Source organism: Pseudoalteromonas sp. NFXS39, assembly GCF_040148775.1.
GTDB classification, from domain to species: domain Bacteria; phylum Pseudomonadota; class Gammaproteobacteria; order Enterobacterales; family Alteromonadaceae; genus Pseudoalteromonas; species Pseudoalteromonas apostichopi.
The window spans coordinates 114988-138038 of record NZ_JAGDEC010000008.1 but is presented as its reverse complement, the minus strand read 5'-3'; the positions used below and the strand labels follow the sequence as shown (position 1 = coordinate 138038).

The following is a 23051-nucleotide window of genomic DNA, read 5'->3' as shown; positions in this document are numbered from 1 at the left end:
ACTAGAACCGACACGCTTCTAAAGTATTAAAAGTTATACTCATAAGATAACCTGTTTATAACTACTTTTCGAGTCAAAAACAGTGACCTACATCAAGGAGAAAAGCATGAATAAGACGCAACCATTTAATATCGTTATTGCAGCGTGTGCATTAGCGGTTGGTTTACTTGGATTAGGTTTTATTTTGAAAAGTGCGGCCCTTGATGTAAAGGGTATGGAGCGCACTGTCCACGTTAAAGGTTTAGCTGAAATGGAAGTGCCAGCTGACACCGTTATTTGGCCATTACAGTTTTCAGATGCCGACAATAATCTTGAAAAATTAGTTGGTCGAGTTGAAGAGAAAAGCGATGCGGTTGTGGCTTTTTTAAAGTTACATGGTTTTAGTGATGAAGAAATAAGTCTTGGTAGTCAATCCATTATTGATAAGCAAGCCCGTGAATATGGCGGCGAGAATCAGCAGTTTCGTTATATTGCCCGTAATAATGTCATTGTTTATTCAAATGACATCGAAAAAGTGCAACATGCCTTAGGCGCAGTAAGCCAATTAGCAAAGCAAGGCATCGCGATAGTACAAGACAATTACGAAACGCGTATTCAATATTTATTTAATGGCTTAAATGAAATTAAGCCAAATATGATTCAAGAAGCAACCGAAAAAGCCCGCGAAGTAGCAATGAAATTTGCCAAAGATTCACAGTCTAAATTAGGTAAAATTAAAACAGCGCGTCAGGGGCAGTTTTCAATAACAGATAGAGATTCAAACACACCTCAGCTGAAAAAAGTGCGTGTTGTTACCAGTGTTGAATATTATCTATCTGATTAAACCAAATACCACAGATAAAGGCAGCCGCATGCGTGTGCATACAATCACCATTCGGCAAAGCGCTCCAAGGATAAAGCCGCCACTAAACGCCACAGCCACCCCCAATAAGCCAAACTGATCTTTTAAAAGTACTGCCATTAAAACCGTGACACTGGTTGCGCCAAGTAATACGTACAAGTTGATAAGCGGGTTCCCTTTTAACTTGATCATGCTACTGGCTAAAATTCTTGCTGGTAATAACAGCTGCCCGAGTAACAGCAGCATTAAAATCGAAAACCCTTCTTGCAATTGGCTTTCGCCATAGAGAGTGAGTAGTGGCTTTGCGAGCAGGGCGAGTAGAAAAATAGCGGCAAAGTTAAAACGCCATACCACTTTCATTAACTCGCTAAGTTGCTGCTCGGTCGTCTCATCAGCCATTAAAATGGGTTTTAAATATTGGTTGGCAGCATTGCCTAAAATAGTCAGTAAGCCAGCAATCACTACCGCAGGAAAGAAGATACTCACGCCTTGTGCACCAAACCAGTGATGCACCAGTAAGACATCGAGTTTTGCTACCAACACGGTTCCTGCGCCACTGGCGAGCATGATCAATGAGTCTTTACACCATTGCTTGGTTTGGTAGCGGGCAGTGCTTGCGACGATCATTTTTTTGATTAACCAATATTGATAAATGACTACACATAAGATGCTACAAAACAACAGGATACAAATCTCGACTAAAGATAAGTCACCACGTATTAGATAGACTAAAAAGCAAAACCCAGCCGTTAGCAATTCAAAAATACACTGTTGCGTTATCAGGCCAATTTGGGGTTTGTTTAAAGCCACTAAAAAAGCAGATTGGCTTTGCATAATGGCGCCAATTGGCACCAGTAATAGTAAATAAACCACATGCTCTTGGGCGCTTTGGTGTGGTGAAATAGCCTGAAAGCTAATCACCACAGCAGCGACAAAAATCACCCCGAATAAACAAGATGCAGCTAAATAAACATGTTTTAAGCCGCGTAATAACTCATGTTGCTGAGCCTTGAAGAGCGGATAGCTAATACGCATTAAAGACGATGCAAAACCCATGCTCGCGGGTAATAAAAGAATTTCACAAAGTGCGAGTAATGCCGCGAACGTGCCAAACTCATCAGTACTTAATAACCTTGCAAGGCACAAGGTAAGTACAATACGGCTACCGTGGTTAAGGGCTGTAAAGCTGCTGAGCGATAAAAACGCTTTAACAACATCCTTATTCATGGAGTTATTGATTGAGCGCGTTTAATAACTGCGCCGTTGGCACCTGCAAATAGGCCGCACACAGTAGAACTTTGCTATCAGTACTCGTTGGTTTATTGGCACTGTAAAAATGCTTGAGAGTATTTATCAAGGCACTGACAGCAGTTGGGCTATGGCTTTGGTCTACTTCCATCATGGCTAATAATGCTGAAAACTCATGTTTTGCTAGCATTTGGGTTGTCGTGTTTTGCGCTATAAAGCAACCAATAGGGGTGAGCTGCTGCTTATTTAATGTTTTTAACGCACTTCCTAGGCTCTCGTTGCTTTCAAATAACATTAACGAGCGCAAATAATTAAAGGGCAGTTTATCGGGCTGACACTGAGTAAATAAATGATGTAGTAGGGTATTCCCTTGGTTGTCTGTTACGCAAAAGGCATTTTGAAACTTAAGGCCAGGAGTGAAAAAACTCAATTTATCGATATCATCAATCAAGCCCACAGCTTCACTTGGTAGCGGGCTTGCTTCGAGTAAATGCGCTGCAACATTTTGTAAAAACAAATATTTAACTTCACTACTGCAAGCTAATTGATAGATATGTTGTAATTGTGCCGCTTGCAAAACCCCCGATAAACTTTGGTAATCGGCAATGAGTTCTTTTAACTGATGATGTTGTAGTCGGCTGTTCAATTGCTCAATCGCGCTTTGCATGGAAATACTCGCTTTTTATTATTTATACATTTATAGCTCAACTACTTGTTTAAATAAATAAAAAAGGCCGCTGAGCGGCCTTTTTCAAGTCTTTATTGTTTAAGCTGCCTGTTTCTTAGCAACCCATTGGTCAACAAACTTCTCAAGTACGTTTAATGGTACTGCACCATTTTTAAGTACTACGTCGTGGAATTCACGAATATCGAATTTATCGCCTAGTTTTTCTTTAGCCGCTTCACGAAGCTCTAAAATTTTCAGCATGCCCACTTTGTATGCCGTTGCTTGTGAAGGCATTACAATGTGACGCTCAACCATTTTAACGCCATCAGACGTCGCATTTGGTGTGTTATTTACGTAGTAGTCGATACCTTCTTGACGAGTCCACTTCATAGCATGGATACCTGTATCTACTACTAGGCGACATGCACGCCATAATTCCATCGCAAGACGACCAAAATCTGAATATGGGTCTTCGTATAAGCCCATTTCTTTTGGTACTAGCTCAGAGTATAAACCCCAACCTTCAACATAGGCTGTGTAGCCCCCAAACTTACGGAACTTAGGCACACCTTCAAGCTCTTGCGCGATAGCAATTTGCATGTGGTGACCTGGAATACCTTCGTGGTATGCAAGTGCTTCCATTTGGTATGTTGGCATTGCTTCCATATCGTAAAGGTTTGCGTAATAAATACCTGGGCGTGAACCATCTGGTGCAGGTTGTTGGTAGAACGCTTTACCTGCTGCTTTTTCGCGGAATGCTTCAACAGCTTTAACCTTAAGGTCTGCTTTTGGCTTAACTATGAATAGCTCGTCTAGACGAGACTTCATGTTATCGATAAGCGCTGTTGCCTCATCAAGGTAACGTTGTTTACCTTCAGCGGTATTCGGGTAGTAGAACTGCTTATCAGTTTTCATGAATTGCATGAATGCTTTAAGGTCACCTTTAAAGCCTACTTTGTCCTTAATCTCACGCATTTCGTCGTGAATACGCGCGACTTCAGCTAAACCGATTGTGTGAATTTCTTTCGCTGTTAAATCAGTTGTTGTGGTACGTGCTAGCGCGTTGTTGTAGAACGCTTCGCCGTCAGGGAATTTCCAAGCACCATCACGGTCATCAGCGCGCTTTTCTAACTGAGCTAAGAAGTTAATTAGTTTAGTGTAAGAAGGTTTTACTGCTGCTTTTAAGGCTTTTTCTGCATCGCTGATAAGTGCTGATTTTTCGCTGTCGGCAATCTCTAATGCGTTTACTTTACGTTTAAAGTCAGCAAGTAACGTTGAGTCTTCACCATCATGGAATGGTGCGCCGCGTAAGATATTATTGCTTGAATCAATTACGTGTGGGAAAACAAACTTAGGGGCGATAATGCCTTTATCTGCACGTACTTCAAGGTCTTTGATTAGTTGATCAATAACCGTTGTAACACCATTTAAACGTGAGATATACGCTTTAGCATCTGACACATCAGCAATTTGATGTTGGTTGATTAAAAACGCTGGGATCATCGAGTGAACACCAAACATTTGGTTCACTGGGTAGTTGTAATGACGCCATTTGAAATCAGCAATTTCGTTTTCTAAATCTTGCTTTTTAAGGTCGTAGCTTACTTTCGTCGCGTCATCTAATAGGTCACGGTTAATTGCCTTAAGCGCAACTAGATCAGCTTTAGTTTGTTCAAAGTCTTCTAAAACGCGCTCTTCACTGCCATCGTCCCATTTGTCGTAATCTTTTTTGATGCCCATGTATGTTTGATAGATAGGGCTTTTCATTACATCACGGTTAAAAGTATCTTCGAAGAAAGCATTTGCTTTATCGATTTCACTTTGTACAGGTTGGCTTTGTACACTTGGTGCAGGCTTCGGTTGCTCTTGCATTTGTTGGCAGCCGCCAAGTAATGCAACACTTACCGCCGCAGCGATGAAGGTCAGTTTACGCATTATCGTTCCTTTGTAGTTGTTAGAAATTTAATTATAATTCTTAAACGAATAATTCTAGCAGGTCATTTAAAAAGCGGTGGCCTTTTTGGCTTACCTGCCAGTTATCTTTATCATCAATTAGTAAGCCTTTTGCAATTGCATCAGTCAAGGCTTGTTCCTGACTTGGCAGTGACAAACTTGTAAGCAAAGGTAAATCAGCTTTGGGGCAGGGTTCGACTAAACGAAAACGATTCATAAAGAATTCAAAAGCTAAGTCGTCTTCTGCTACTTGCCATTGTTCGTATAAATACGGTTTGGCAAGATCCATATAACCTCGTGGGTGTTTTACTTTCACCGTACGGGTGATGACTTTATTTTCATCGGTAATTTTACCATGTGCACCGCAGCCGATACCGAGATAATCGCCAAATCGCCAATAATTCAAGTTATGACGGCATTGGTAGCCGGGCTTCGCGTAGCCTGAGATCTCGTATTGCTCATAACCTGCAGCTGCCAGCAATGCTTGACCTTGTTCTTGAATATCCCACAGAGTGTCGTCATGCGGTAAGGTCGGTGGCTTAGAAGCAAATTGAGTATTCGGCTCAATCGTTAGTTGATACCAAGATATGTGTGGAGGATTAAGCGCGATGATTTTTTCAAGGTCGCTTAAGGCATCTTCAAGAGATTGTCCGGGTAAGCCATGCATTAAATCAAGGTTAAAGCTATTTAACCCCGCTTGGTGTGCCTGTTTAGCTGCATAGCTTGCTTCGTCAGCACCATGAATACGGCCAAGGGCTTTTAGCTTGTCATTTTGCATGCTTTGTACGCCAATCGAAATACGATTGATGCCAGCGGCAACATACTCTTTAAAGCGACCTGTTTCGACGGTACCGGGATTAGCCTCTAGGGTAACTTCACAGTCATCACTTAGGCCAATTAATCTGTCGACTTCACCTAGTAAGCGGGTATAAGCGTCACCCGTTAATAAGCTTGGGGTACCGCCACCAATAAATATGCTGTGGATTTTACGCCCTTGCACTAAGTGCAAGTCGGCCTTGAGATCATCAATTAGATGCTGAACATATTCTTTTTCGGGGATTGTGCCTTTTTGGCCATGGCTATTAAAGTCACAGTATGGGCACTTTTGCACGCACCAAGGCACGTGCACATATAAACTTAAAGGCGGTAAACTCACAGGCCGCCTTTTTGCTGCAATTGCGCAAGTAGTTGTTTTAAAGCTTGGCCGCGATGGCTAAGGGCATTTTTTTGCTCCTTAGTTAACTGAGCGCTAGTGCATTGCTCAGACGGTACGTAAAAAACAGGATCATAACCAAATCCACCCTGACCATCTTGGCTATGGGTGATTTCGCCTTCCCAACTGGCACTACAAATAAGTGGTGTAGGGTCGTCGGCGTGGCGCATTAATACCAAAACACACCAAAAACGCGCACTGCGAACTGGGTTATCAGCAAGCTCTTTTAATAGCTTGTCGATATTATCTTGATCGCTTGCACCCGCTCCGGCAAAGCGTGCAGAGTATACACCCGGTGCACCATTTAGGCCGTCAACTTCAAGACCTGAGTCATCAGCAATAGCAGGCATGCCAGTGATCTTTGCAGCATGGCGCGCTTTAATAATGGCGTTTTCAACAAATGTGGTGCCTGTTTCAGGCACGTCTGGTACTTGAAAATCGCTTTGTGGAACCACGTTAATATTAAGAGGGCTGAGCATACTTGCCAACTCTTTTACTTTGCCAGGGTTACCCGTGGCTAAAACCAAGGTGTTATTCATAGGTCTATTAATCTACGTAAAATTTTTGCTGAAACTTCAGCGTTTGTACTTTGCCATTTTGATTTATTTCGATATCAAAACGGTAGATTTCTTCGTTGCTATAATCGATTTGAGCTAGGTAATAAATTGCATCGCCTTCAACAACTTCTTTAAATTTAAGCGGCTTTTTATTGCCAAGCAAATTACGTGCTGTGCCTGTTAAAGTTGCAGTCTGTGCTGTTTTATCGCTGTTTTTTAATACCGAAATATTAATAATCCCTTTGCTAGGGCTACGCTCTAAATCGTAGTTTTTGGCGATATTAGGCTGGATAAAGGTCGATGGAAATGCAATGTAGTGAACTTCCCAAGGGCCAAGTACCTTGTACTGAGCGCCTGCCTGTTCATCCGCTTTGGCATAGCTTGTAAATAAACTTAATACAATTAAAGAAAAATAAATAAATTGCTTCATGGTATATCTCACTTAACAAAAGAGGCCTTTCGGCCCCTTACTGCGTCACGCTAAACGTTTAGCCAATTAAATCCAACAATAGAAACTGTAAAAACTGTAGACCAATAATCAACACTAAGATTGATAAGTCTAAACCACCTAGTGGTGGAATAACCTTACGAATAGGGCGTAACATAGGTTCAGTTAGCTGGTGGAATACAGCTTCAATTGGGTTGTAACCCTGGCTTACCCAGCTTAGTAAAGCACGAATAATTAAAACCCAAAATAGTAAGTTTAAACCTTCTTTAACGACAGTTATTAAAGCCTGAATAAATACCGGACCTGGCGCCCAAGCATTATAAAACATCAGAAAAATAACACTGAGTTTCGCTACTGCAACTAAATAAGCAAGCACTAACGAAGCAATATCAAAGCCACCCACTCCTGGAATAATTTTACGAAGCGGGTTTACTGCGAACGAAGTGGCTTTCACCACAAACTGGCTCATAGGATTGTAAAAGTCAGCTTTTGCCGCTTGTAACCAAAAGCGTAAAAGGACCACCATTAAAAAGAGATCAAAAATAATCCCAACTAAAAAGTGCATGGCTTGCATAATTTTACCTTAAAAGTAAGCTTAAAGTTCTTTTTCCATCGCTTCAGCGCGGGCTATACAGGCATCCATTGCATCTGCAACAGTATCTACTAAACCTTGTGATTTTAGATGCTCAACCGCTTCGTGAGTGGTACCCCCTTTAGAGGTTACATTTGCACGTAGCTGAGCAATACTGATGTCTGGTTGCGAAAGTGCCATTTCGGCTGCGCCTAGTGCAGTTTGTTGTACTAAACGGCGCGCATCTTCATCACTAAAACCAAGTGCTTTAGCTTTTTCTTCGATAGCTTCCATAAATAAGAAGAAGTAAGCAGGTGATGAACCTGTAACAGCGATGATGTCGTTGATTTGTGACTCTTGCTCAACCCAAACAACAATGCCTGTACACTCAAAAACTTGTTGTACAAACTTGTGCTCTTCAGCGGTTTCGCCTGCGCCATATAGACCTGAAACACCACGACCGAGTAATGATGGTGTATTAGGCATACAACGCACCATTTTCACGTCTTGACCTAGCATTTCACGTAAACGGTTTACGCTAAGGCCCGCTGCCACTGAAATAAATAGCTTGTCGCTAAAATCAACGCCAGAGTCTTGGAATGATTGGCAAAGATCGCCCATCATTTGTGGTTTAACAGATAAGACAATTACATCAGCATCGCGAAGTGCCGCGTTGTTATCCGCGGTAGTTTGCACCCCGAAATCAGCAGCAACCTTAGCTAATTTTTCTTGGTTGCGATTGGTTGCAATGATGTTTTTAGCTGCAAAACCGTTCTTTACCATGCCGCCAATGATGGCGTAGCTCATGTTACCCGTGCCTATAAATGCGATTTTTTTGTCTGACATATGTCTGTTATCACCTTTTAATTTCGTTGGCCAAATATATCCGTGCCAATGCGTACCATGGTTGAACCCGCAGCTATCGCTGCTTCAACATCGTTACTCATACCCATCGACAAGGTGTCTACTTGGGGATATTGGGCCTTTAGTTTATCAAAGCAAGCGCTTAATTGCTCAAAATATTGTAATTGTAGCTGGGCATCATCGGTTTTGGCAGGAATAGCCATCAAACCTCGCAGGCATAAATTAGGGCATTGACTGATAAATTCGGCCAATGCCATTAGCTCGTCTGGGTGGCAGCCTGACTTAGCCTCTTCTAAACTAATATTGACTTGTATTAATACATTGAGTGGCGCTTTATCGGCTGGCCGTTGCTCATTAAGACGTTTTGCAATTTTTGTGCGGTCAACACTTTGCACCCAATCAAAATGAGAGGCTACTTGAGCACTTTTATTTGATTGAATAGGGCCAATAAAGTGCCAAATAATGTCTTTATAATCAGCCAATGCTGTGACTTTTGTTACCGCTTCTTGGACATAAGATTCGCCGAACTGGCGTTGGCCATGCTCATAGGCAGCAATAATATCGTCGGCAGGTTTTGTTTTTGAAACAGCCAATAGGTTGATTGATTGCTCATCGCGGCGATTATTTTTTGCAGCTTGAGCAATTCTTGCGTAGGCGGATGTAAGTCGTTCTGCTATTGTAACCATATAATTATCAGTTGGTTGTGGAGTCATAAATGGATATTACCGAATTATTGGCCTTTAGTGTGCAACACAAAGCCTCGGATTTACACTTGTCATCAGGCGTATCACCTATGATACGTGTTGATGGTGATGTGCGTCGTATTAATATTCCAGCATTAGAACAAAAAGATGTAAATAGTCTGGTATACGATATTATGAACGATAATCAGCGTAAGGACTACGAACAAAATCTCGAAGTGGATTTTTCTTTTGAAGTACCAAACCTTGCGCGTTTTCGTGTAAACGCATTTAACTCAAACCGTGGCCCAGCGGCGGTGTTTCGTACTATCCCAAGTGATGTTTTAACGCTTGATGACTTAGGTGCGCCTGATATTTTTAAAACCATTTCCGATAATCCGCGTGGTTTAGTGTTGGTTACAGGCCCGACTGGTTCTGGTAAATCAACTACCTTAGCGGCGATGGTTGATTATATTAATCAACATAAGCATCACCATATTTTAACTATCGAAGATCCTATCGAATTCGTGCACGAGAATAAGCTGAGTCTCATTAACCAACGCGAAGTTCACCGTGACACGCATAGCTTCTCTAATGCACTTAGAAGCGCATTACGTGAAGATCCGGATGTAATCTTGGTGGGTGAGCTTCGTGACCTTGAAACAATTCGCTTAGCGATGACCGCGGCAGAAACAGGTCACTTGGTGTTTGGTACCTTGCATACTACTTCTGCACCAAAAACTATCAACCGTATCATTGACGTATTCCCTGGTGAAGAAAAAGACATGGTGCGTTCAATGTTGTCTGAATCACTACGTGCCGTAATATCACAAACCTTACTTAAAAAAGTGGGCGGTGGCCGAGTAGCAGCCCATGAAATCATGATAGGTATTCCTGCTATCCGAAACCTAATCCGAGAAGATAAAATCGCGCAAATGTATTCATCAATTCAAACCGGTGCGTCCCATGGAATGCAGACCATGGATCAATGTTTAGCAAGCTTAGTTAACTTCGGTATTATTACAACCAATGATGCGCGTGCTAAAGCACAGGATAAAACCCAGTTTGGTGGTTAACGGAGTTATTTAAAATGTCTTTACCTTTAAATCATTTTTTACAAGTTATGATCGACAAAAAAGCGTCTGACTTGTTTGTTTCTAGCCAACTGCCTGTCAGTGCAAAAATAAACGGTGAGCTAGTACATCTTACCGACGAAAAGCTTTCTGATGAAGCTTCACTCGATTTGGTTGAGTCAGCCATGAGCGATAAGCAGCGTAAAGAATTTCATGATACTAAAGAGTGTAACTTTGCGATTGCAACTGATGAGGGGCGTTTCCGTGTTTCTGCTTTTTGGCAGCGTGACAGAGCTGGCATGGTTATTCGTCGTATCGTGACTCAGATACCTGATGTCAATGAGCTAGGGTTGCCGTCAACCTTAACCGATGTGATTATGGCTAAACGTGGTTTAGTTCTGTTTGTGGGGGGGACAGGTACGGGTAAATCGACTTCACTCGCCGCACTTCTAGGTTATCGTAACCGTAACCAGCGAGGTCATATTTTAACGATTGAAGATCCTATTGAATTTGTTCATGAGCATCGTAAAAGTATCATTACTCAACGTGAAGTAGGTTTAGATACAGAAAGCTTCGAATCAGCGCTAAAAAGCTCGTTGCGTCAAGCGCCTGATGTAATCTTAATTGGTGAAATACGCTCACAAGAAACCATGGAGTATGCATTAAGCTTTGCAGAAACAGGTCACTTGTGTGTGGCAACACTGCATGCGAATAATGCTAACCAAGCAATCGACCGTATTATGCACTTAGTACCTAAAGAAAAGCACGATAAGTTAAAATACGACTTAGCACTTAACCTTCGCGCTATTGTTGCTCAGCAGTTGGTTCCAACTGCCGATGGCGAAGGACGTGTAGCTGCTATCGAAATTTTGCTAAATTCACCTATGGTGGCAGAGCTTATTAAAAAAGGTGATGTTGGTTCTATCAAAGAAACCATGGCGAAATCGAAAGAAATGGGTATGCAGACCTTTGATCAAGCATTGTTTGAGCTTTATAAGCAGCGTCGCATTAACTACGCCGATGCGTTGCATCATGCTGATTCGCCAAATGACCTACGCTTAATGATTAAGCTACAAAACAATGAGCAAAGTGGCGCAGGCTTTTTACAAGGCGTGACTATCGATGGTCTTGATGGAAAGAGTGACACATAAATGGGATTGCGAGTAAGTTTAATCAGCTGGTTATTATTATTAGTGAGTACGTTTCATGTATACGGTAATGACAATAAAGGTGTGGTTATTTTTATTCGCGATGATGTTTATGACGATTACAGTCGCTTTTTGAATGGTCGTAAGCCTATTGAAGTTAAAGACTTCAGTGGTGCTTACATTCGTCGCGATGTAGTCGATATGATCATAGCTCAACAAGCATTGAATATAGGCGGCTACACTAAGCCATTTCGCTACCACAAAGGAAATGCTAATTACCGTAATACCAAGCTGTTAGAAGATGGCCAGCTTTTACTCAGCTTTGATAGTGTATGGTCTGTTGATGCAAAGTCGCTTGCAGAGTCGGTGTACATATCAGAGCCTGTGATTCGAAATGGTGAGTATTTTGCGGGCATTTTTACCTCACCGAACAATAAAAAAGCGCTGCAAATAAAACAGCTTACTGACTTTAAGCAATTAACTGCGGTGTCAACGCCACGCTGGCAAACCGATTGGCAAACGTTATCGGCTCTGCCACTGAAAGAATTACTTAGAGAAGACGAGTGGCTAGGACAAGTCCGCACTGTATCGATGCAGTGGGTTGATTTTATGATGATGCCCCTGATGCCCAGCCTCAATAATCGTTATTCCTTAGAGAATATTGAATTGGTTGCTGTGCCTAACCTTTTACTTCAGCTTAAAGATAGCCGCCACTTTATCATTTCGAAGAGTCATCCCGATGGCAAAGAAGCCTTTGCTGCAATTCAAAAAGGGCTTGCACAACTTCGTCAATCAGGTGCAATTGAAAAAGCCTACCGAGAGGCAGGCTTTATTCCAGATTTAAAAGACTATATTGTGATTAACGAAGAGCGCTAGTCGCCGTAAAATTGTTCAAAGAAGCTTTCTAAGATGATCACTGCAGACATGTTATCAACATTGCCTTTACCAAGGTTTCGATAGCCACCTTGTTCGAATAAACGGGCTTTGGCATCTGCAGTTGTTAGTCGTTCGTCATGAGTTTCAACCGGAATAGCAAAGTGGTTGTGTAAGCGATTAGAGAACTTCTTCGCTTTAAAGGTCACCTCTTGATTCGTACCATCCATATTAAGCGGTAAACCAACCACCATTAAATCAGGTTGCCATTCGTCCACTTGCTTTTTAATGAGCTGCCAATCAGGAATACCATCTTTCGCTTTTACTGCTTGTAAGCTTGATGCTGTTCCTGTGAGTTCTTGACCTATAGCTATACCAATGCTTTTGGTTCCAAAGTCAAAACCCATTACGGTGCGTTCACCCACCGGCTTAAAAGTTCGTTTTGTCATAGTCTTAAAATTTTAAATGTTAAGCGTGGCCTGCTTCAGAGCTTAATTGCCCGACATCAAAACCGAGCATAGAAACCGCTTTTTCCCAGCGTTTTTCGACTGGAGTATTAAAGATGATTTCAGGATCAGCTTTGATAATTAACCAGGAGTTTTCTAACAGCTCTTGTTCTAATTGGCCTTGATCCCAGCCAGCATAGCCAAGAGTGATAATAAATTGATCAGGTGCCTCACTTGTGGTTAAGCTTGCTAACACATCTTTTGAGGTCGTGATCATAATGTCACTGCTGAGCTTTTGACTCGCTGCATAACCAGGCTTTGGCGAATGTAAAACAAACCCGCGATCGGTTTTTACAGGTCCGCCAGCATACACAGCTAAGCCTGCAGCTTGTTTGCTTTTGTCGTTATCAATTTCGATTTTATCGAGTAGCTCGCCCACAGTGATGTTGATAGGCTGGTTAATCACCAAGCCCATTGCACCATCTTGATTGTGCTCACAAATATAAGTGACAGCACGCTTAAAAAAAGGGTCTTGCATGCTCGGCATCGCGATTAAGAAATGATTCTCTAATGACTGCATAGGTCGCCCCTTTTGTTGTTTAAATTAAGTATGGCTCAGTTTTCTTTCAATGGCATCAAATAAGTGACCAGTGATTGAAATATCATAAGCAGCTTCAATCTCTTTTACACACGTTGGCGCAGTGACATTGATTTCAGTTAAGCGGTCGCCAATGATATCTAGACCAACAAAAATAAGGCCTTTTTCTTTCAATGTTGGCGCAACTGCTTCAGCAATTTTGCGGTCTGAGTCGCTAATAGGGCGTGCTTCGCCACGACCACCCGCTGCTAAGTTACCGCGCGTTTCGCCATTTTGTGGAATACGCGCTAAGCAATATGGCATCACTTCACCATCAACTACAAGTACGCGTTTGTCGCCTTGTTTGATTTCAGGAATATAATTTTGTGCCATTGCAAAACGGTTACCATGCTCGGTTAATGTTTCGCAGATCACACCTATATTCGCATCATCCTCTTTAACACGAAAGATAGATGCCCCTCCCATGCCATCAAGCGGCTTTAAGATAATATCTTTATGCTCAGCTAAAAATGCACGAATGTCTGCTTGGCTTCGAGTTACCAACGTATCAGGGGTATGTTCGCTAAACCAAGCTGTAAATAGCTTTTCGTTGGCATCACGTAAGCTTTGAGGCTTGTTGATAATAAGAGTACCGGCTTGCTCGGCACGCTCTAAAATATAGGTTGCGTAGATATACTCAGTATCAAAAGGTGGATCTTTACGCATTAAAATTACGTCTAAATCAGCTAAAGCAATAGTGGCTTTTTCTTCTAACTCGTACCAGTGATTTACATCATCAAAAACACGGGCTTTGGCTGCAGTTGCATAGCCTTGACCTTGACGCAGAGACAGGTCATCCATTTCCATGTAGTAAATTTCGTAACCGCGCTTTTGTGCTTCCATCATCATTGCAAAGCCAGTGTCTTTTTTAATATTAAAGCCACTTATTGGATCAGAGATTATGCCTAACTTAATTGCCATTATTTTGCCTTAGAATCGTATGCCATACTGTGTTTTGTTACTTTGATATATGGGTGTTTTTACGGTTTTCAATTCGCTAAATCGCCAAACTGTAATTGCAGTGCGCTTAACACGGTCAGGGCCGCTGTTTCTGTCCGCAAAACACGAGGGCCTAAACGAATATCAACAAAATTTTGTTGTTTAGCTATATCGATTTCTTCATCGGTAAAACCACCTTCAGGACCCACTAAAAAACGCACGCCCTCGCTAGGCACATGAATAGTTTTAATGCTGTGCTCAGCACGTGGATGTAAGGTGAGTTTTATTGCTTCACTTGCTTGCTCTAACCATTCTTTTATATCGATAGGAGGATGTACAACAGGTACATAATTGCGGCCAGATTGTTCTGCTGCAGCAATTGCAATTTTTTGCCATTGTTGGTGTTTTTTCTGCAGTCTATCGCCACTGAGTTTTACACCACAACGTTGACTAAAAATAGGAGTGATTTCTGTGATACCTAACTCTACAGATTTTTGAATAGTGAAATCCATTTTATCGCCACGAGAAATACCTTGGCCCAAGTGAATTTTTAAAGGCGATTCAACATTATGATCAATAAATTCTTGTGGCTCGACCACCACATTTTTTTTGCTGACTTCAATAATCTCACTGAGGTATTCACCTCCTTCACCATTAAAAATCGAGACCTTATCACCGACTTGCATACGTAATACACGGCCAATGTGACCTGCTGCATCATCATCAAGTGCTAATGGTGTGTTTAAAGAAATCGCTGAGGGTTGGTAAATATGTGGAACTCGCATGGCTGTCACTTATCAATAATTTTAGCAATATGGTAAGTATACAGCGGTTTAGGTGCAATTATTTATTTGTTATTTAAACTCATCTTTGGCAGTTAAGGCGTGGGCAGTTGTTTCGGCTATTTCAGATTGGCAAGATAAGTGATTAATGTGAGCTGCATCAGGGCAGGGAGTAAAGCCAAAGCCTTGTCCTTCTTGCTGCACTAAGTAACGTATTTTGTGCAATGAGTTATAGATAAACTTTTGTGCGTCGTCTGCCAGTTGGTAGTCAGTTTGGTTTATCAATACACCTTGTATGTTGTGATGTTCATGTAAATAGCTAGCTAATTCTGAAACACTAATCTCATTACTAAAATCACAGTAGCAATAATCTTTAACGAGTTGATCGAACATGAGCTTTACCATGCTACGGCTATTAGCTCCAGCCACCACAAGGGTTGAGTTTTCGGCATTTGCAAAATAGTGCTGAGCAAATGCACGACTAAACTCATTATCGATATCAACTAATAAATAATTATTAACTTTAAATGGCATAACGCCTCACGATTCAAGAACTTCCGTATCAAATTGAAAACATACTTATTAGTAAATAGCCTATTGCACCGAAAACGGCAAACTCAATACAGGCTATGCCAATGTTATCTTGGTGGTCTACTTCTAACGATGTGTCGATATTGGGTAAAGATATATATTTAATAATATAGCTCAAAATATACAACAATACCCACATTGCACCGCAATGAGATACTAGAGTGAATAAATTTTCTACCATCTTACCACTAATAAAGGATGCACTGGCAAGACCAGCATAACCCGCAAGTGCTAGGCCAATAGACTTACCCGCATAGCGAATACCAATAGAAGTATTTTCAAGATTAAAATTACTTTGTAGCGATGCACCTTGGTTGGCTTTGGCAAAGCGATACTCTCGGATTTTACTATCAAGGGCAAACATACCTTGCAGCACAAAAAAGCTTACAGTGGCGATCAGCAAGCTGCTATAGCCTTGGGTATGGCACCAGTTATATAGACCAAGAGCAATAATACAGTTTGCGATTAACATGCCTGAGTCGACTAAAGCAGCACAGACATTTTGTTTTAATATGGCCGCTTCTTCGTTAAAGCGATGCAAAATCCATTTACGGTGAATTAAGTGACCTATTTTGATAAAGCTAAATAACAGCACAATAAGTAATAGGACCTTGAGCGGGTTAGACTGCGCTGCACTTAAGCTAATTTCATCAAATATATAGGCAATGGTAGCAATAACAACCATGATCTCACTGGCAAAGCTGATCCCCATAGCAAAGTTATCATGCTGTGCAAGCTCTTCTTTAAGCGCTTGTTTTGCTTTGATTTGCGTTAGAATACGTAGCAGTACTATAGTGACGCAAATTACAGCGAAACTAATAGCAATCGCGACTAAACTAGTGTTAGATAGTGATAAATATGACATGCAGGTCCCTGCTAAATAATTCTTTGATAATCATTCTAGTACGGTTATTGGCAAGTTAAAAGAGAGTATTTAATGAGTAATTTACACGCGCTTACCGAGTCACTACATCAGTTAGGCCAAACCCGCTTCGAGAGCCTGTATAAAGGGCAAGCGGAGCAAGAGAAAATTATTAACTTATTGTCTTTAAGTGACTTTGCGTGGAATTGCTTACAGTCTCAACCAGACCTAAAAGATTGGTTACTAGATGATAATGAACTCACTAACCGTAAGATTGAAGCTCCGTTAAACAGTGCTGAAATTAGCGAACTTGACGACAATGCAGCGATGGCAAAGCTGCGCTTATATCGCGAAAAGTACTGGTTGAAAGTGGCTTTTCTTGATTTGTGTTGTGCTAACCCAATTGCTGACAGTATTGCTTATATCTCAGCGCTTGCGAACCAGCTTATCGATAGTGCTAATCAATGGGCATTTGCACAAGTAGCTAAAGTCAGCGGCATGGCGCTTGATGATGACGGTAATGCAATGCCAATGTTAGTTTTAGGCATGGGGAAACTTGGCGGAGGAGAACTTAACTACTCATCTGACATTGATTTAATTTTCTCTTATCCACGCGATGTTGCAACACAAGGTGGTCGCCGCTCCATTGAAGCCCAGGTGTTTTATACTAAAGTGGCGCAAAAACTAATTATGGCGCTTAACCAAACTACGGTAAATGGCCAAGTATTTCGGGTCGATATGCGTCTGCGCCCATTTGGTGAAAGTGGGCCTTTGGTGATGAGTTTTAATGCAATGGAAGACTATTACCAAGAGCAAGGGCGTGAGTGGGAACGTTATGCCATGCTAAAAGGGCGTTTAATTGGCTCAGAAAATCGTTATTGGGACGAGTTTTATGAATTGCTTCGCCCGTTCGTTTATCGTCGCTATATTGATTTCTCGGTGATTGAATCGTTACGTAAAATGAAGCAAATGATTGCTCAAGAGGTACGCCGAAAGCGCCTTACAAACAATATTAAATTGGGTGCAGGCGGCATTCGAGAAGTGGAGTTTATAGTGCAAGCTCTGCAAATGGTGCGAGGAGGGCGTGAAGCTAATTTACAAACTCAGTCATTATTGGTTGCTTTAAAAGAGCTCGTAAACAACCAAGTTATGTCGAATAAAGAAGCTGAGTTATTAACACAGAACTATTTAGATTTACGTCAAATTGAGCAGTACCTACAGATTTTCGATGATAAACAAACGCAAACCTTGCCTGATGACGAGCTAAACCAACAACGTTTATGTTATTTGCTCAACAAAGAAGATTTTAATCAGTGTTTAATTAGCATTGAGCAGACCATGTCCCAAGTACATAGTGAATTCGAACAAGTGATTGGCTTTGAAAGTGAAACGGCGGATCCTTGTGAAAGTGAGTATATTAGCGCTTGGGAAATGACTGATGTTAGCCTGATGTGTGAGCCGAACCTTGATTGGCAACCGGCGCTTGAAGATTTTAAAGCGCGATTAACTAAGGCGAAAATTGGCAGTCGAGGTCGTGATATCCTCGATAAATTAATGCCGCTTTTACTTAAACAACTCACTGTAACTAAAGCGAGCTGTGATGCCTTTACCATGATTTGCCAAGTACTGAATAAGATCATTTCACGAACCGCCTACTTGGAGCTGTTATACGAAAATCCCGGTGCGTTAAATCAGCTGGTTTCACTTTGTTGTCATAGTAAATGGATAGGTGAGCATATTTCTCGCTACCCAATTTTACTTGATGAGCTGATCGATCCTCAGGTGCTCTATAAACCGACGCCTCTGTCTGCTTACAAAAATGAAATTAGACAGTATTTCTTACGCATTGAGCATGGTGACTTAGAATTGCAAATGGAAGCACTTCGTCAGTTTAAACAAACACATCAATTACGTATTGCCGCAGCAGATGCAACAGGTGTTCTTAGTGTAATGAAAGTAAGTGATCACCTTACAGCGCTTGCTGAGGCTATTGTAGAGCAAGCTGTAAATATAGCATGGCATGCCTGTGTTGAGCGCTTTGGTCAGCCAGCGAATACTTCAGAGCAAGAAAAAGGCTTTGCAGTGATAGCGTATGGCAAAACGGGCGGTTTTGAAGTCGGTTACGATTCAGATCTTGATCTTGTGTTTGTGCATAACCACGATGGTAGCAGTTACACTGATGGTGATAAGTCGATTGATTCTAGGCAGTTCTACTTAAAGCTGGCGCAGCGCTTAATGCACTTATTCAATACTCGCACCGCTTCTGGCATTTTGTATGAGCTTGATACTCGCTTAAGGCCTGAAGGAGCGTCTGGGTTACTGGCTATTAATCTAGAAAGCTTTTATCACTATCAACAAACTCAAGCATGGACTTGGGAGCATCAAGCACTAGTCCGCTCACGAATGATTTATGGGCAAACCTCATTGAGCGAGCGTTTTGCACAAATTCGCAAAGACGTTTTATGCCAAGCCCGCGATAATGAAAAGCTGAAAACAGATGTCGTTGAGATGCGTGAAAAAATGCGCGCTCACCTTGCTAAAGGGAATGATGAGCTATTTGACTTAAAACAAGATAGGGGCGGTATTACAGATATTGAGTTTATCACTCAGTACTTGGTGTTGAATAATGCTATGCAGCACCCTGAGCTAACTACTTGGTCTGATAATGTGCGTATTTTAGCTGATGCAGCTCGTTTGGATTGTATCAGTGAACAAATGCAGCAAGAGTTAATCGCTGCGTATATTGCGTATCGTTCACGCTATCATGTGATGAGTTTGAATCAGCAAGGGCGTTGTGCGCCACGTGCTGAGTTAACTCAGCACATCGACTTAGTAAGTCAGGCGTGGCAGCAGGTGTTTTAGCTTTTTAAGCGACGGCAGTTTTCGCGCACATAAGCTGAGGGCAGCTCGGTTATTACCGCTGCTCTTTGCTTAAAGCAGAAGTAAGTGTAAACCTCATTTTCGAAATCATCGTTGATGGCGCGGCCAACTTGGTAAAGTGTTGAGACAAAATTACTATCAACGCGAAAATGGTCTTTTACCACATAGTCTTTACTTAAATACCAGTACAGCACAATATCTTCGTGGCGGGCATAATCCGCGAGTACATCTTTTAGAGTATTACCACTTTCAAAACGACGTGGTTGAATCTCTCCAGTCCAGTTTGGCGATGAAGGATCGACTACTTTTTCACGTTCAAAAAGTGCTACATCAAGGCTGGTTTCTGGCGTAGGCAATTTAAGAACGTACTTATCTCGTTCGTTATTTTTGTCATTTACTTGGTTACGTAGTGCTGCATAAAAGCGCGATAAGCCTTGTGCCGCAGCATTCTTAGTATCTTTCATGTCCATTACTGGACCACTACCGAATAAAAAGTAAATAGCAGCAGCAATTAAAATAAATGCTAGTGATAAATGCTTAACCCAGAACCACATTTCTAATACTCTTGTTGTTGATTAGCTTTATAAAACCATACAAACAGCAAAATGTCACTCTACTTGTAATAAGAAGGGGCATTCTTGTCTGGACGGGTTTTAAAGCGGCGATGTAGCCACATGTACTGTTCTGGCGCTAAATCGATGGCTTGCTCCATACGTTGATTTACATGAGTAACATCAACAAGATCATCACCACTTGGGAAGTTTTCAAGAGCAGGTAACACTTCTAGGTGGTAGCGACCATTTTCATCACGACGACTAGTTAAACTCACCGTTTCGCAGTTGCGGCTACTTGAAAATAGCAGCGTCCCCGTTGTTGTTGCAGCTTCTTTTACCGCATAAAAGGGGGCAAATTCACAGCGTTTACGGCCGTAATCTTGATCTGGCAAGTAGTAGCAAACTTTTTTATTTTTAAGTGCTTTTAATAAGCCTTTGACATCTTTTTTGCCAATTAAGTATTCGTTTGAACGAAGACGACCGTTAGTCGTGAAATATTCCATCAAAGGGTTATTGTGTGGGCGATAAAAGCCAATACCTTGGTGTTTTACACCCATAATACGGCTCGCCATTTCTAAGTGTAAAAAGTGTGGCACAAGTAACAGAACACCTTTACCTGCTTGCTGAGCCTTTTCAAAGTGCTCAAGACCTTTAACTGAACCAAACACTTTATTGATACGCCACTGGGGCCACCACCAAGCCATGCCGGTTTCCATCATTGCAATACCGGTATTTTCCATATTTTTAAGTACTAATTCACGTTGTTCATGTTCTGGCATATCAGGAAAACATAAACGAATATTCACTTCAGCAATATGACGGCGGCGCTTCATAAAACGGTGTACTAAACGACCAAGTAGTTTTCCAAGCGCTAGTTGTAATTTATGTGGTAACCAAGAGATAAGATATAAAAAGAACACGCCAACCCAAGTTAACCAGTAACGAGGGCCTAAAAAAGACGCCTTAAAAGGAGATGAACTAACCACAAAAAAATCTCTGAAAATAAAAAAGCTAGTTTAACTGTATGTCTTTAAAAATACAAAAAAGCCAGCACGAGGCTGGCTTTTAAATAAGGACTCATTAGAAGAAATTACTAGATTTCTTTTAAACCTTGGTTAATTGCCGCAAGGTCTTCGCTTGTTAGTGTACCAGCAGCTTGCTTCAAACGAAGTGTTGAAACAACATAGCGGTAACGAACGTTTGCTAAATTACTTTTTGCATTATAAAGGTTTTGCGTGCTGATCAGTACGTCTACGATAGTACGTGTACCAACTTCAAAGCCTGCTTCAGTTGCTTTAAGCGCACTTTCAGCAGAAACAACAGCTTGTTGTAGAGCTTTATAAGTTGCGATGTCAGATACCACTTGGTTGTATGATGTGATAACTGAGCGGGTTACTGCACGTAAGCTTGCTTCTAAGTCTTCACTTGCCGCGACATAGTAAGCACGAGCTTGCTCAGTTGCAGCGGTAGTTGCACCACCTGAGTAGATAGGCAGGCTAAAGTTTACGCCAATTTTAGCACTATCTTCACGTGGCTTATGTGAGTTACTGTTTAAGTCAGTTAGGCTGTCACCATATGAAGCATTTAATGTTAGCTTCGGATAATGCCCCGCTTTTGCTAAATCGATTTGATCTTTAGCAATATCAACCGTGACTTTTGAAACTTGCAGATTTAAGTTGTTGTCTTTTGCAATTTCGATGTAGTCAGTTGACTGTTTTTTAGGTGCAACCGTTGAAAACGTTTCGGTATTCAACATATCTAATTTAGCGTGGTATTTACCTGTGATTTCGCGAAGCTGCTCACGAGCTGTTTCAACACTATTCTTAGCAACAATTTCTTGCGCAACAGAGTTATCGTACTGAGCTTGTGCTTCGTGAACATCAGTAATCGCTGTTAAACCAACCGCATAACGTTCTTTTGTTTGTTGCAATTGGCGCTCGATAGCGCGCTTTTCTGCTTGTACGAACTCAAGGTTATCGATTGCACTTAGTACGTTGAAGTAACCCTCAGCAACACGAACGATTAAATCTTGGCGAGCAAAGTCGTACTGAGCATTTGCTTGTAGTGCTTGTTTATCTGCAATACCAAGTGAATTCCATGCGCCTAAATCAAACAGTGTTTGGTTTAAGCTGATACTACGGCTAAACTCATCAGGATCATAGTCATAACCGGTATAACCCGTTGCATCATTACCGTCATAAAGATCTGATTTGGTTGATTGGTAACCAAGGCTTAAACCAATTTGTGGTAATAGTGCACTTAACGCGCGATCGCTCTCATAGGCTTGCGCATCTGCTTGGGCTTTTGCTTTAAGTACGGTAGGATCGTTTGCCGTAGCAATCTCGTATACTTGCAGTAAGTCTTCAGCATAACTAGCTGTTGCAGTCAGTGCGCTTGAAAACCCGATCAGCGCAGCGAGTAGTGTTTTTTTCATTGTTCGTTCAGTCCTTAGACAATTTTGTACTGTCACCATGGTACTCTTTTTTAATGAATAACCAAAAAAAAATTACGTAAATCTGCATGTCCAAGTGTAACAGAATATAATTGGCCGTAACATTTACTTAAAACGTAAAGGAAATAGTGAATGAAAATATCAGCAATCTCACAATTTAACCATGATGACATAGAGTTAAAGCCGATTGAGCGTGTTTATGATGGTTTCTTTAAAATTAATACTTATCGCTTTCATCATGCATTGTTTGCTGGTGGTAAATCGGTAGAAGTTAAACGCGAAATATTAGAACGTGGTCATGCTGTTGCAGTACTTCCTTATGACCCTACGACCGACCAAGTTTTATTAATCGAGCAAATCCGAATAGGTGCGTTAGCATCCAAGCAGTCACCTTGGTTGCTTGAGTGTATTGCAGGCATGGCTGATGGCAGTACTGATTACGAAGATGTTGCTAAGCGAGAAGCATTTGAAGAAGCGGGCATTGAGCTTAATGAGCTAGAATTTATGATGTCTTACCTTTCAAGCCCAGGTGGTACAACTGAGCGTTTGTATTTATATTTAGCACGCACTGACTTAGCTGGGTATCAAGGTGGAATTTTTGGTTTAGATAATGAAGATGAAGATATCAAAACTCATGTAATGTCATACGATGAGGCTATGTTACGTTTAGAGCAAGGTGAAATAGACAATGCTGCCACAGTTATCTCATTACAGTGGTTAGCACTGAATAAGCAACGTATACTGTCTGATTGGAAAAACTCATAGGGGATTA

24 protein-coding genes are annotated in these 23051 nt (G+C 41.4%); 6 read left to right on the top strand and 18 right to left on the bottom strand.

Annotated features, from left to right (window positions below):
• The first annotated feature begins 106 nt into the window (after nucleotides 1-106).
• Nucleotides 107-823: an SIMPL domain-containing protein gene (locus J3455_RS15580; RefSeq protein ID WP_286257170.1), complete on the top strand. Its 717-nt coding sequence runs from the start codon at nucleotides 107-109 to the stop codon at nucleotides 821-823.
• On the opposite strand, the gene J3455_RS15575 is transcribed toward J3455_RS15580, so the two are convergent.
• The 9 genes from J3455_RS15575 to J3455_RS15535 all read right to left on the bottom strand — a co-directional run bounded on the left by J3455_RS15575 (nucleotide 812) and on the right by J3455_RS15535 (nucleotide 9075).
• Complete coding sequence (locus J3455_RS15575; protein ID WP_349562016.1) at nucleotides 812-2068, bottom strand: lipopolysaccharide biosynthesis protein; 1257 nt, start codon at nucleotides 2066-2068, stop codon at nucleotides 812-814. The two genes, J3455_RS15580 and J3455_RS15575, sit on opposite strands and share 12 nt — an antisense overlap.
• Nucleotides 2069-2072: 4 nt before the next feature.
• Entirely contained in the window at nucleotides 2073-2756 is a 684-nt protein-coding gene (locus tag J3455_RS15570) for a hypothetical protein (protein WP_178926611.1), read from the bottom strand.
• A gap of 99 nt (nucleotides 2757-2855) precedes the next feature.
• Nucleotides 2856-4691: a DUF885 domain-containing protein gene (locus tag J3455_RS15565; RefSeq protein ID WP_130049648.1), complete on the bottom strand. Its 1836-nt coding sequence runs from the start codon at nucleotides 4689-4691 to the stop codon at nucleotides 2856-2858.
• Between the two features lie 40 nt (nucleotides 4692-4731).
• Nucleotides 4732-5865, bottom strand: coding sequence for a radical SAM family heme chaperone HemW (hemW, locus tag J3455_RS15560; RefSeq protein ID WP_130049647.1), 1134 nt, complete (start codon nucleotides 5863-5865; stop codon nucleotides 4732-4734).
• The gene (locus J3455_RS15555) at nucleotides 5862-6461 is read right to left on the bottom strand and encodes an XTP/dITP diphosphatase (RefSeq protein ID WP_058586594.1); all 600 of its coding nucleotides are present in this window, start codon (nucleotides 6459-6461) and stop codon (nucleotides 5862-5864) included. The genes hemW and J3455_RS15555 overlap by 4 nt, the downstream gene beginning before the upstream one ends.
• 7 nt (nucleotides 6462-6468) lie before the next feature.
• Nucleotides 6469-6909, bottom strand: coding sequence for a DUF4426 domain-containing protein (locus J3455_RS15550; RefSeq protein WP_167658193.1), 441 nt, complete (start codon nucleotides 6907-6909; stop codon nucleotides 6469-6471).
• A 58-nt stretch (nucleotides 6910-6967) separates the two neighbouring features.
• On the bottom strand, nucleotides 6968-7501 hold the full coding sequence (locus J3455_RS15545) for a YggT family protein (protein WP_130049645.1): 534 nt from the start codon (nucleotides 7499-7501) through the stop codon (nucleotides 6968-6970).
• A gap of 21 nt (nucleotides 7502-7522) precedes the next feature.
• The gene (proC, locus tag J3455_RS15540; protein WP_239978012.1) at nucleotides 7523-8344 is read right to left on the bottom strand and encodes a pyrroline-5-carboxylate reductase; all 822 of its coding nucleotides are present in this window, start codon (nucleotides 8342-8344) and stop codon (nucleotides 7523-7525) included.
• A 17-nt stretch (nucleotides 8345-8361) separates the two neighbouring features.
• A complete protein-coding gene (locus J3455_RS15535) occupies nucleotides 8362-9075 on the bottom strand; it encodes a YggS family pyridoxal phosphate-dependent enzyme (protein ID WP_130049643.1) in 714 nt (237 codons plus the stop codon).
• 2 nt (nucleotides 9076-9077) lie between these two features.
• On the opposite strand from J3455_RS15535, the gene J3455_RS15530 reads away from it, so the two are divergent.
• From J3455_RS15530 to J3455_RS15520, 3 genes are read left to right on the top strand one after another with little or no spacing between them, the layout of a single operon-like run.
• Nucleotides 9078-10118, top strand: coding sequence for a type IV pilus twitching motility protein PilT (locus J3455_RS15530; protein ID WP_349562015.1), 1041 nt, complete (start codon nucleotides 9078-9080; stop codon nucleotides 10116-10118).
• 14 nt (nucleotides 10119-10132) lie between these two features.
• Nucleotides 10133-11266: a PilT/PilU family type 4a pilus ATPase gene (locus J3455_RS15525; RefSeq protein WP_130049641.1), complete on the top strand. Its 1134-nt coding sequence runs from the start codon at nucleotides 10133-10135 to the stop codon at nucleotides 11264-11266.
• Nucleotides 11267-12139, top strand: a complete 873-nt coding sequence (locus J3455_RS15520; RefSeq protein ID WP_167658190.1) for a hypothetical protein — start codon at nucleotides 11267-11269, stop codon at nucleotides 12137-12139.
• On the opposite strand, the gene ruvX is transcribed toward J3455_RS15520, so the two are convergent.
• The 6 genes from ruvX to J3455_RS15490 form a co-directional block, all read right to left on the bottom strand.
• The gene (ruvX, locus tag J3455_RS15515) at nucleotides 12136-12585 is read right to left on the bottom strand and encodes a Holliday junction resolvase RuvX (protein WP_167658189.1); all 450 of its coding nucleotides are present in this window, start codon (nucleotides 12583-12585) and stop codon (nucleotides 12136-12138) included. The two genes, J3455_RS15520 and ruvX, sit on opposite strands and share 4 nt — an antisense overlap.
• A gap of 19 nt (nucleotides 12586-12604) precedes the next feature.
• The gene (locus J3455_RS15510) at nucleotides 12605-13162 is read right to left on the bottom strand and encodes a YqgE/AlgH family protein (RefSeq protein ID WP_130049638.1); all 558 of its coding nucleotides are present in this window, start codon (nucleotides 13160-13162) and stop codon (nucleotides 12605-12607) included.
• Between the two features lie 24 nt (nucleotides 13163-13186).
• Nucleotides 13187-14140: a glutathione synthase gene (gene gshB, locus J3455_RS15505; protein WP_250661691.1), complete on the bottom strand. Its 954-nt coding sequence runs from the start codon at nucleotides 14138-14140 to the stop codon at nucleotides 13187-13189.
• Between the two features lie 68 nt (nucleotides 14141-14208).
• Complete coding sequence (gene rsmE, locus J3455_RS15500) at nucleotides 14209-14943, bottom strand: 16S rRNA (uracil(1498)-N(3))-methyltransferase (RefSeq protein ID WP_178926615.1); 735 nt, start codon at nucleotides 14941-14943, stop codon at nucleotides 14209-14211.
• Nucleotides 14944-15012: 69 nt separating this feature from the next.
• Nucleotides 15013-15474, bottom strand: a complete 462-nt coding sequence (locus J3455_RS15495; RefSeq protein WP_130049635.1) for a hypothetical protein — start codon at nucleotides 15472-15474, stop codon at nucleotides 15013-15015.
• A 28-nt stretch (nucleotides 15475-15502) separates the two neighbouring features.
• Entirely contained in the window at nucleotides 15503-16396 is an 894-nt protein-coding gene (locus J3455_RS15490) for a DUF350 domain-containing protein (RefSeq protein WP_130049634.1), read from the bottom strand.
• A gap of 72 nt (nucleotides 16397-16468) precedes the next feature.
• Here J3455_RS15490 and glnE point away from each other — a divergent pair, with 72 nt between their 5' ends.
• The gene (glnE, locus tag J3455_RS15485; RefSeq protein ID WP_349562014.1) at nucleotides 16469-19255 is read left to right on the top strand and encodes a bifunctional [glutamate--ammonia ligase]-adenylyl-L-tyrosine phosphorylase/[glutamate--ammonia-ligase] adenylyltransferase; all 2787 of its coding nucleotides are present in this window, start codon (nucleotides 16469-16471) and stop codon (nucleotides 19253-19255) included.
• On the opposite strand, the gene J3455_RS15480 is transcribed toward glnE, so the two are convergent.
• From J3455_RS15480 to tolC, 3 genes are all read right to left on the bottom strand, one after another.
• Nucleotides 19252-19827: a TcpQ domain-containing protein gene (locus J3455_RS15480; RefSeq protein ID WP_130049632.1), complete on the bottom strand. Its 576-nt coding sequence runs from the start codon at nucleotides 19825-19827 to the stop codon at nucleotides 19252-19254. The two genes, glnE and J3455_RS15480, sit on opposite strands and share 4 nt — an antisense overlap.
• A 59-nt stretch (nucleotides 19828-19886) precedes the next feature.
• Nucleotides 19887-20813, bottom strand: a complete 927-nt coding sequence (gene lpxL, locus J3455_RS15475; protein ID WP_130049631.1) for an LpxL/LpxP family Kdo(2)-lipid IV(A) lauroyl/palmitoleoyl acyltransferase — start codon at nucleotides 20811-20813, stop codon at nucleotides 19887-19889.
• A gap of 107 nt (nucleotides 20814-20920) precedes the next feature.
• Nucleotides 20921-22261 (bottom strand): outer membrane channel protein TolC, encoded by a 1341-nt coding sequence (gene tolC, locus J3455_RS15470; RefSeq protein WP_130049630.1) that lies wholly within the window; start codon nucleotides 22259-22261, stop codon nucleotides 20921-20923.
• A gap of 150 nt (nucleotides 22262-22411) precedes the next feature.
• On the opposite strand from tolC, the gene J3455_RS15465 reads away from it, so the two are divergent.
• A complete protein-coding gene (locus J3455_RS15465) occupies nucleotides 22412-23044 on the top strand; it encodes an NUDIX domain-containing protein (RefSeq protein WP_130049629.1) in 633 nt (210 codons plus the stop codon).
• Nucleotides 23045-23051 lie beyond the last annotated feature (7 nt).

Bases quoted from the DNA above. Each gene is read 5' to 3' on its own strand.
- J3455_RS15545 (WP_130049645.1), bottom strand. From the start codon at position 7,501: ATGCAAGCCATGCACTTTTTAGTTGGGATTATTTTTGATCTCTTTTTA.
- J3455_RS15555 (WP_058586594.1), bottom strand. From the start codon at position 6,461: ATGAATAACACCTTGGTTTTAGCCACGGGTAACCCTGGCAAAGTAAAA.
- J3455_RS15480 (WP_130049632.1), bottom strand. From the start codon at position 19,827: ATGTGGTTCTGGGTTAAGCATTTATCACTAGCATTTATTTTAATTGCT.
- J3455_RS15525 (WP_130049641.1), top strand. From the start codon at position 10,133: ATGTCTTTACCTTTAAATCATTTTTTACAAGTTATGATCGACAAAAAA.
- J3455_RS15570 (WP_178926611.1), bottom strand. From the start codon at position 2,756: ATGCAAAGCGCGATTGAGCAATTGAACAGCCGACTACAACATCATCAG.
- rsmE (WP_178926615.1), bottom strand. From the start codon at position 14,943: ATGCGAGTTCCACATATTTACCAACCCTCAGCGATTTCTTTAAACACA.
- J3455_RS15465 (WP_130049629.1), top strand. From the start codon at position 22,412: ATGAAAATATCAGCAATCTCACAATTTAACCATGATGACATAGAGTTA.
- gshB (WP_250661691.1), bottom strand. From the start codon at position 14,140: ATGGCAATTAAGTTAGGCATAATCTCTGATCCAATAAGTGGCTTTAAT.
- J3455_RS15550 (WP_167658193.1), bottom strand. From the start codon at position 6,909: ATGAAGCAATTTATTTATTTTTCTTTAATTGTATTAAGTTTATTTACA.
- J3455_RS15495 (WP_130049635.1), bottom strand. From the start codon at position 15,474: ATGCCATTTAAAGTTAATAATTATTTATTAGTTGATATCGATAATGAG.
- J3455_RS15565 (WP_130049648.1), bottom strand. From the start codon at position 4,691: ATGCGTAAACTGACCTTCATCGCTGCGGCGGTAAGTGTTGCATTACTT.
- tolC (WP_130049630.1), bottom strand. From the start codon at position 22,261: ATGAAAAAAACACTACTCGCTGCGCTGATCGGGTTTTCAAGCGCACTG.
- J3455_RS15510 (WP_130049638.1), bottom strand. From the start codon at position 13,162: ATGCAGTCATTAGAGAATCATTTCTTAATCGCGATGCCGAGCATGCAA.
- J3455_RS15490 (WP_130049634.1), bottom strand. From the start codon at position 16,396: ATGTCATATTTATCACTATCTAACACTAGTTTAGTCGCGATTGCTATT.
- J3455_RS15575 (WP_349562016.1), bottom strand. From the start codon at position 2,068: ATGAATAAGGATGTTGTTAAAGCGTTTTTATCGCTCAGCAGCTTTACA.
- J3455_RS15520 (WP_167658190.1), top strand. From the start codon at position 11,267: ATGGGATTGCGAGTAAGTTTAATCAGCTGGTTATTATTATTAGTGAGT.
- J3455_RS15530 (WP_349562015.1), top strand. From the start codon at position 9,078: ATGGATATTACCGAATTATTGGCCTTTAGTGTGCAACACAAAGCCTCG.
- J3455_RS15535 (WP_130049643.1), bottom strand. From the start codon at position 9,075: ATGACTCCACAACCAACTGATAATTATATGGTTACAATAGCAGAACGA.
- ruvX (WP_167658189.1), bottom strand. From the start codon at position 12,585: ATGACAAAACGAACTTTTAAGCCGGTGGGTGAACGCACCGTAATGGGT.
- J3455_RS15580 (WP_286257170.1), top strand. From the start codon at position 107: ATGAATAAGACGCAACCATTTAATATCGTTATTGCAGCGTGTGCATTA.
- proC (WP_239978012.1), bottom strand. From the start codon at position 8,344: ATGTCAGACAAAAAAATCGCATTTATAGGCACGGGTAACATGAGCTAC.
- glnE (WP_349562014.1), top strand. From the start codon at position 16,469: ATGAGTAATTTACACGCGCTTACCGAGTCACTACATCAGTTAGGCCAA.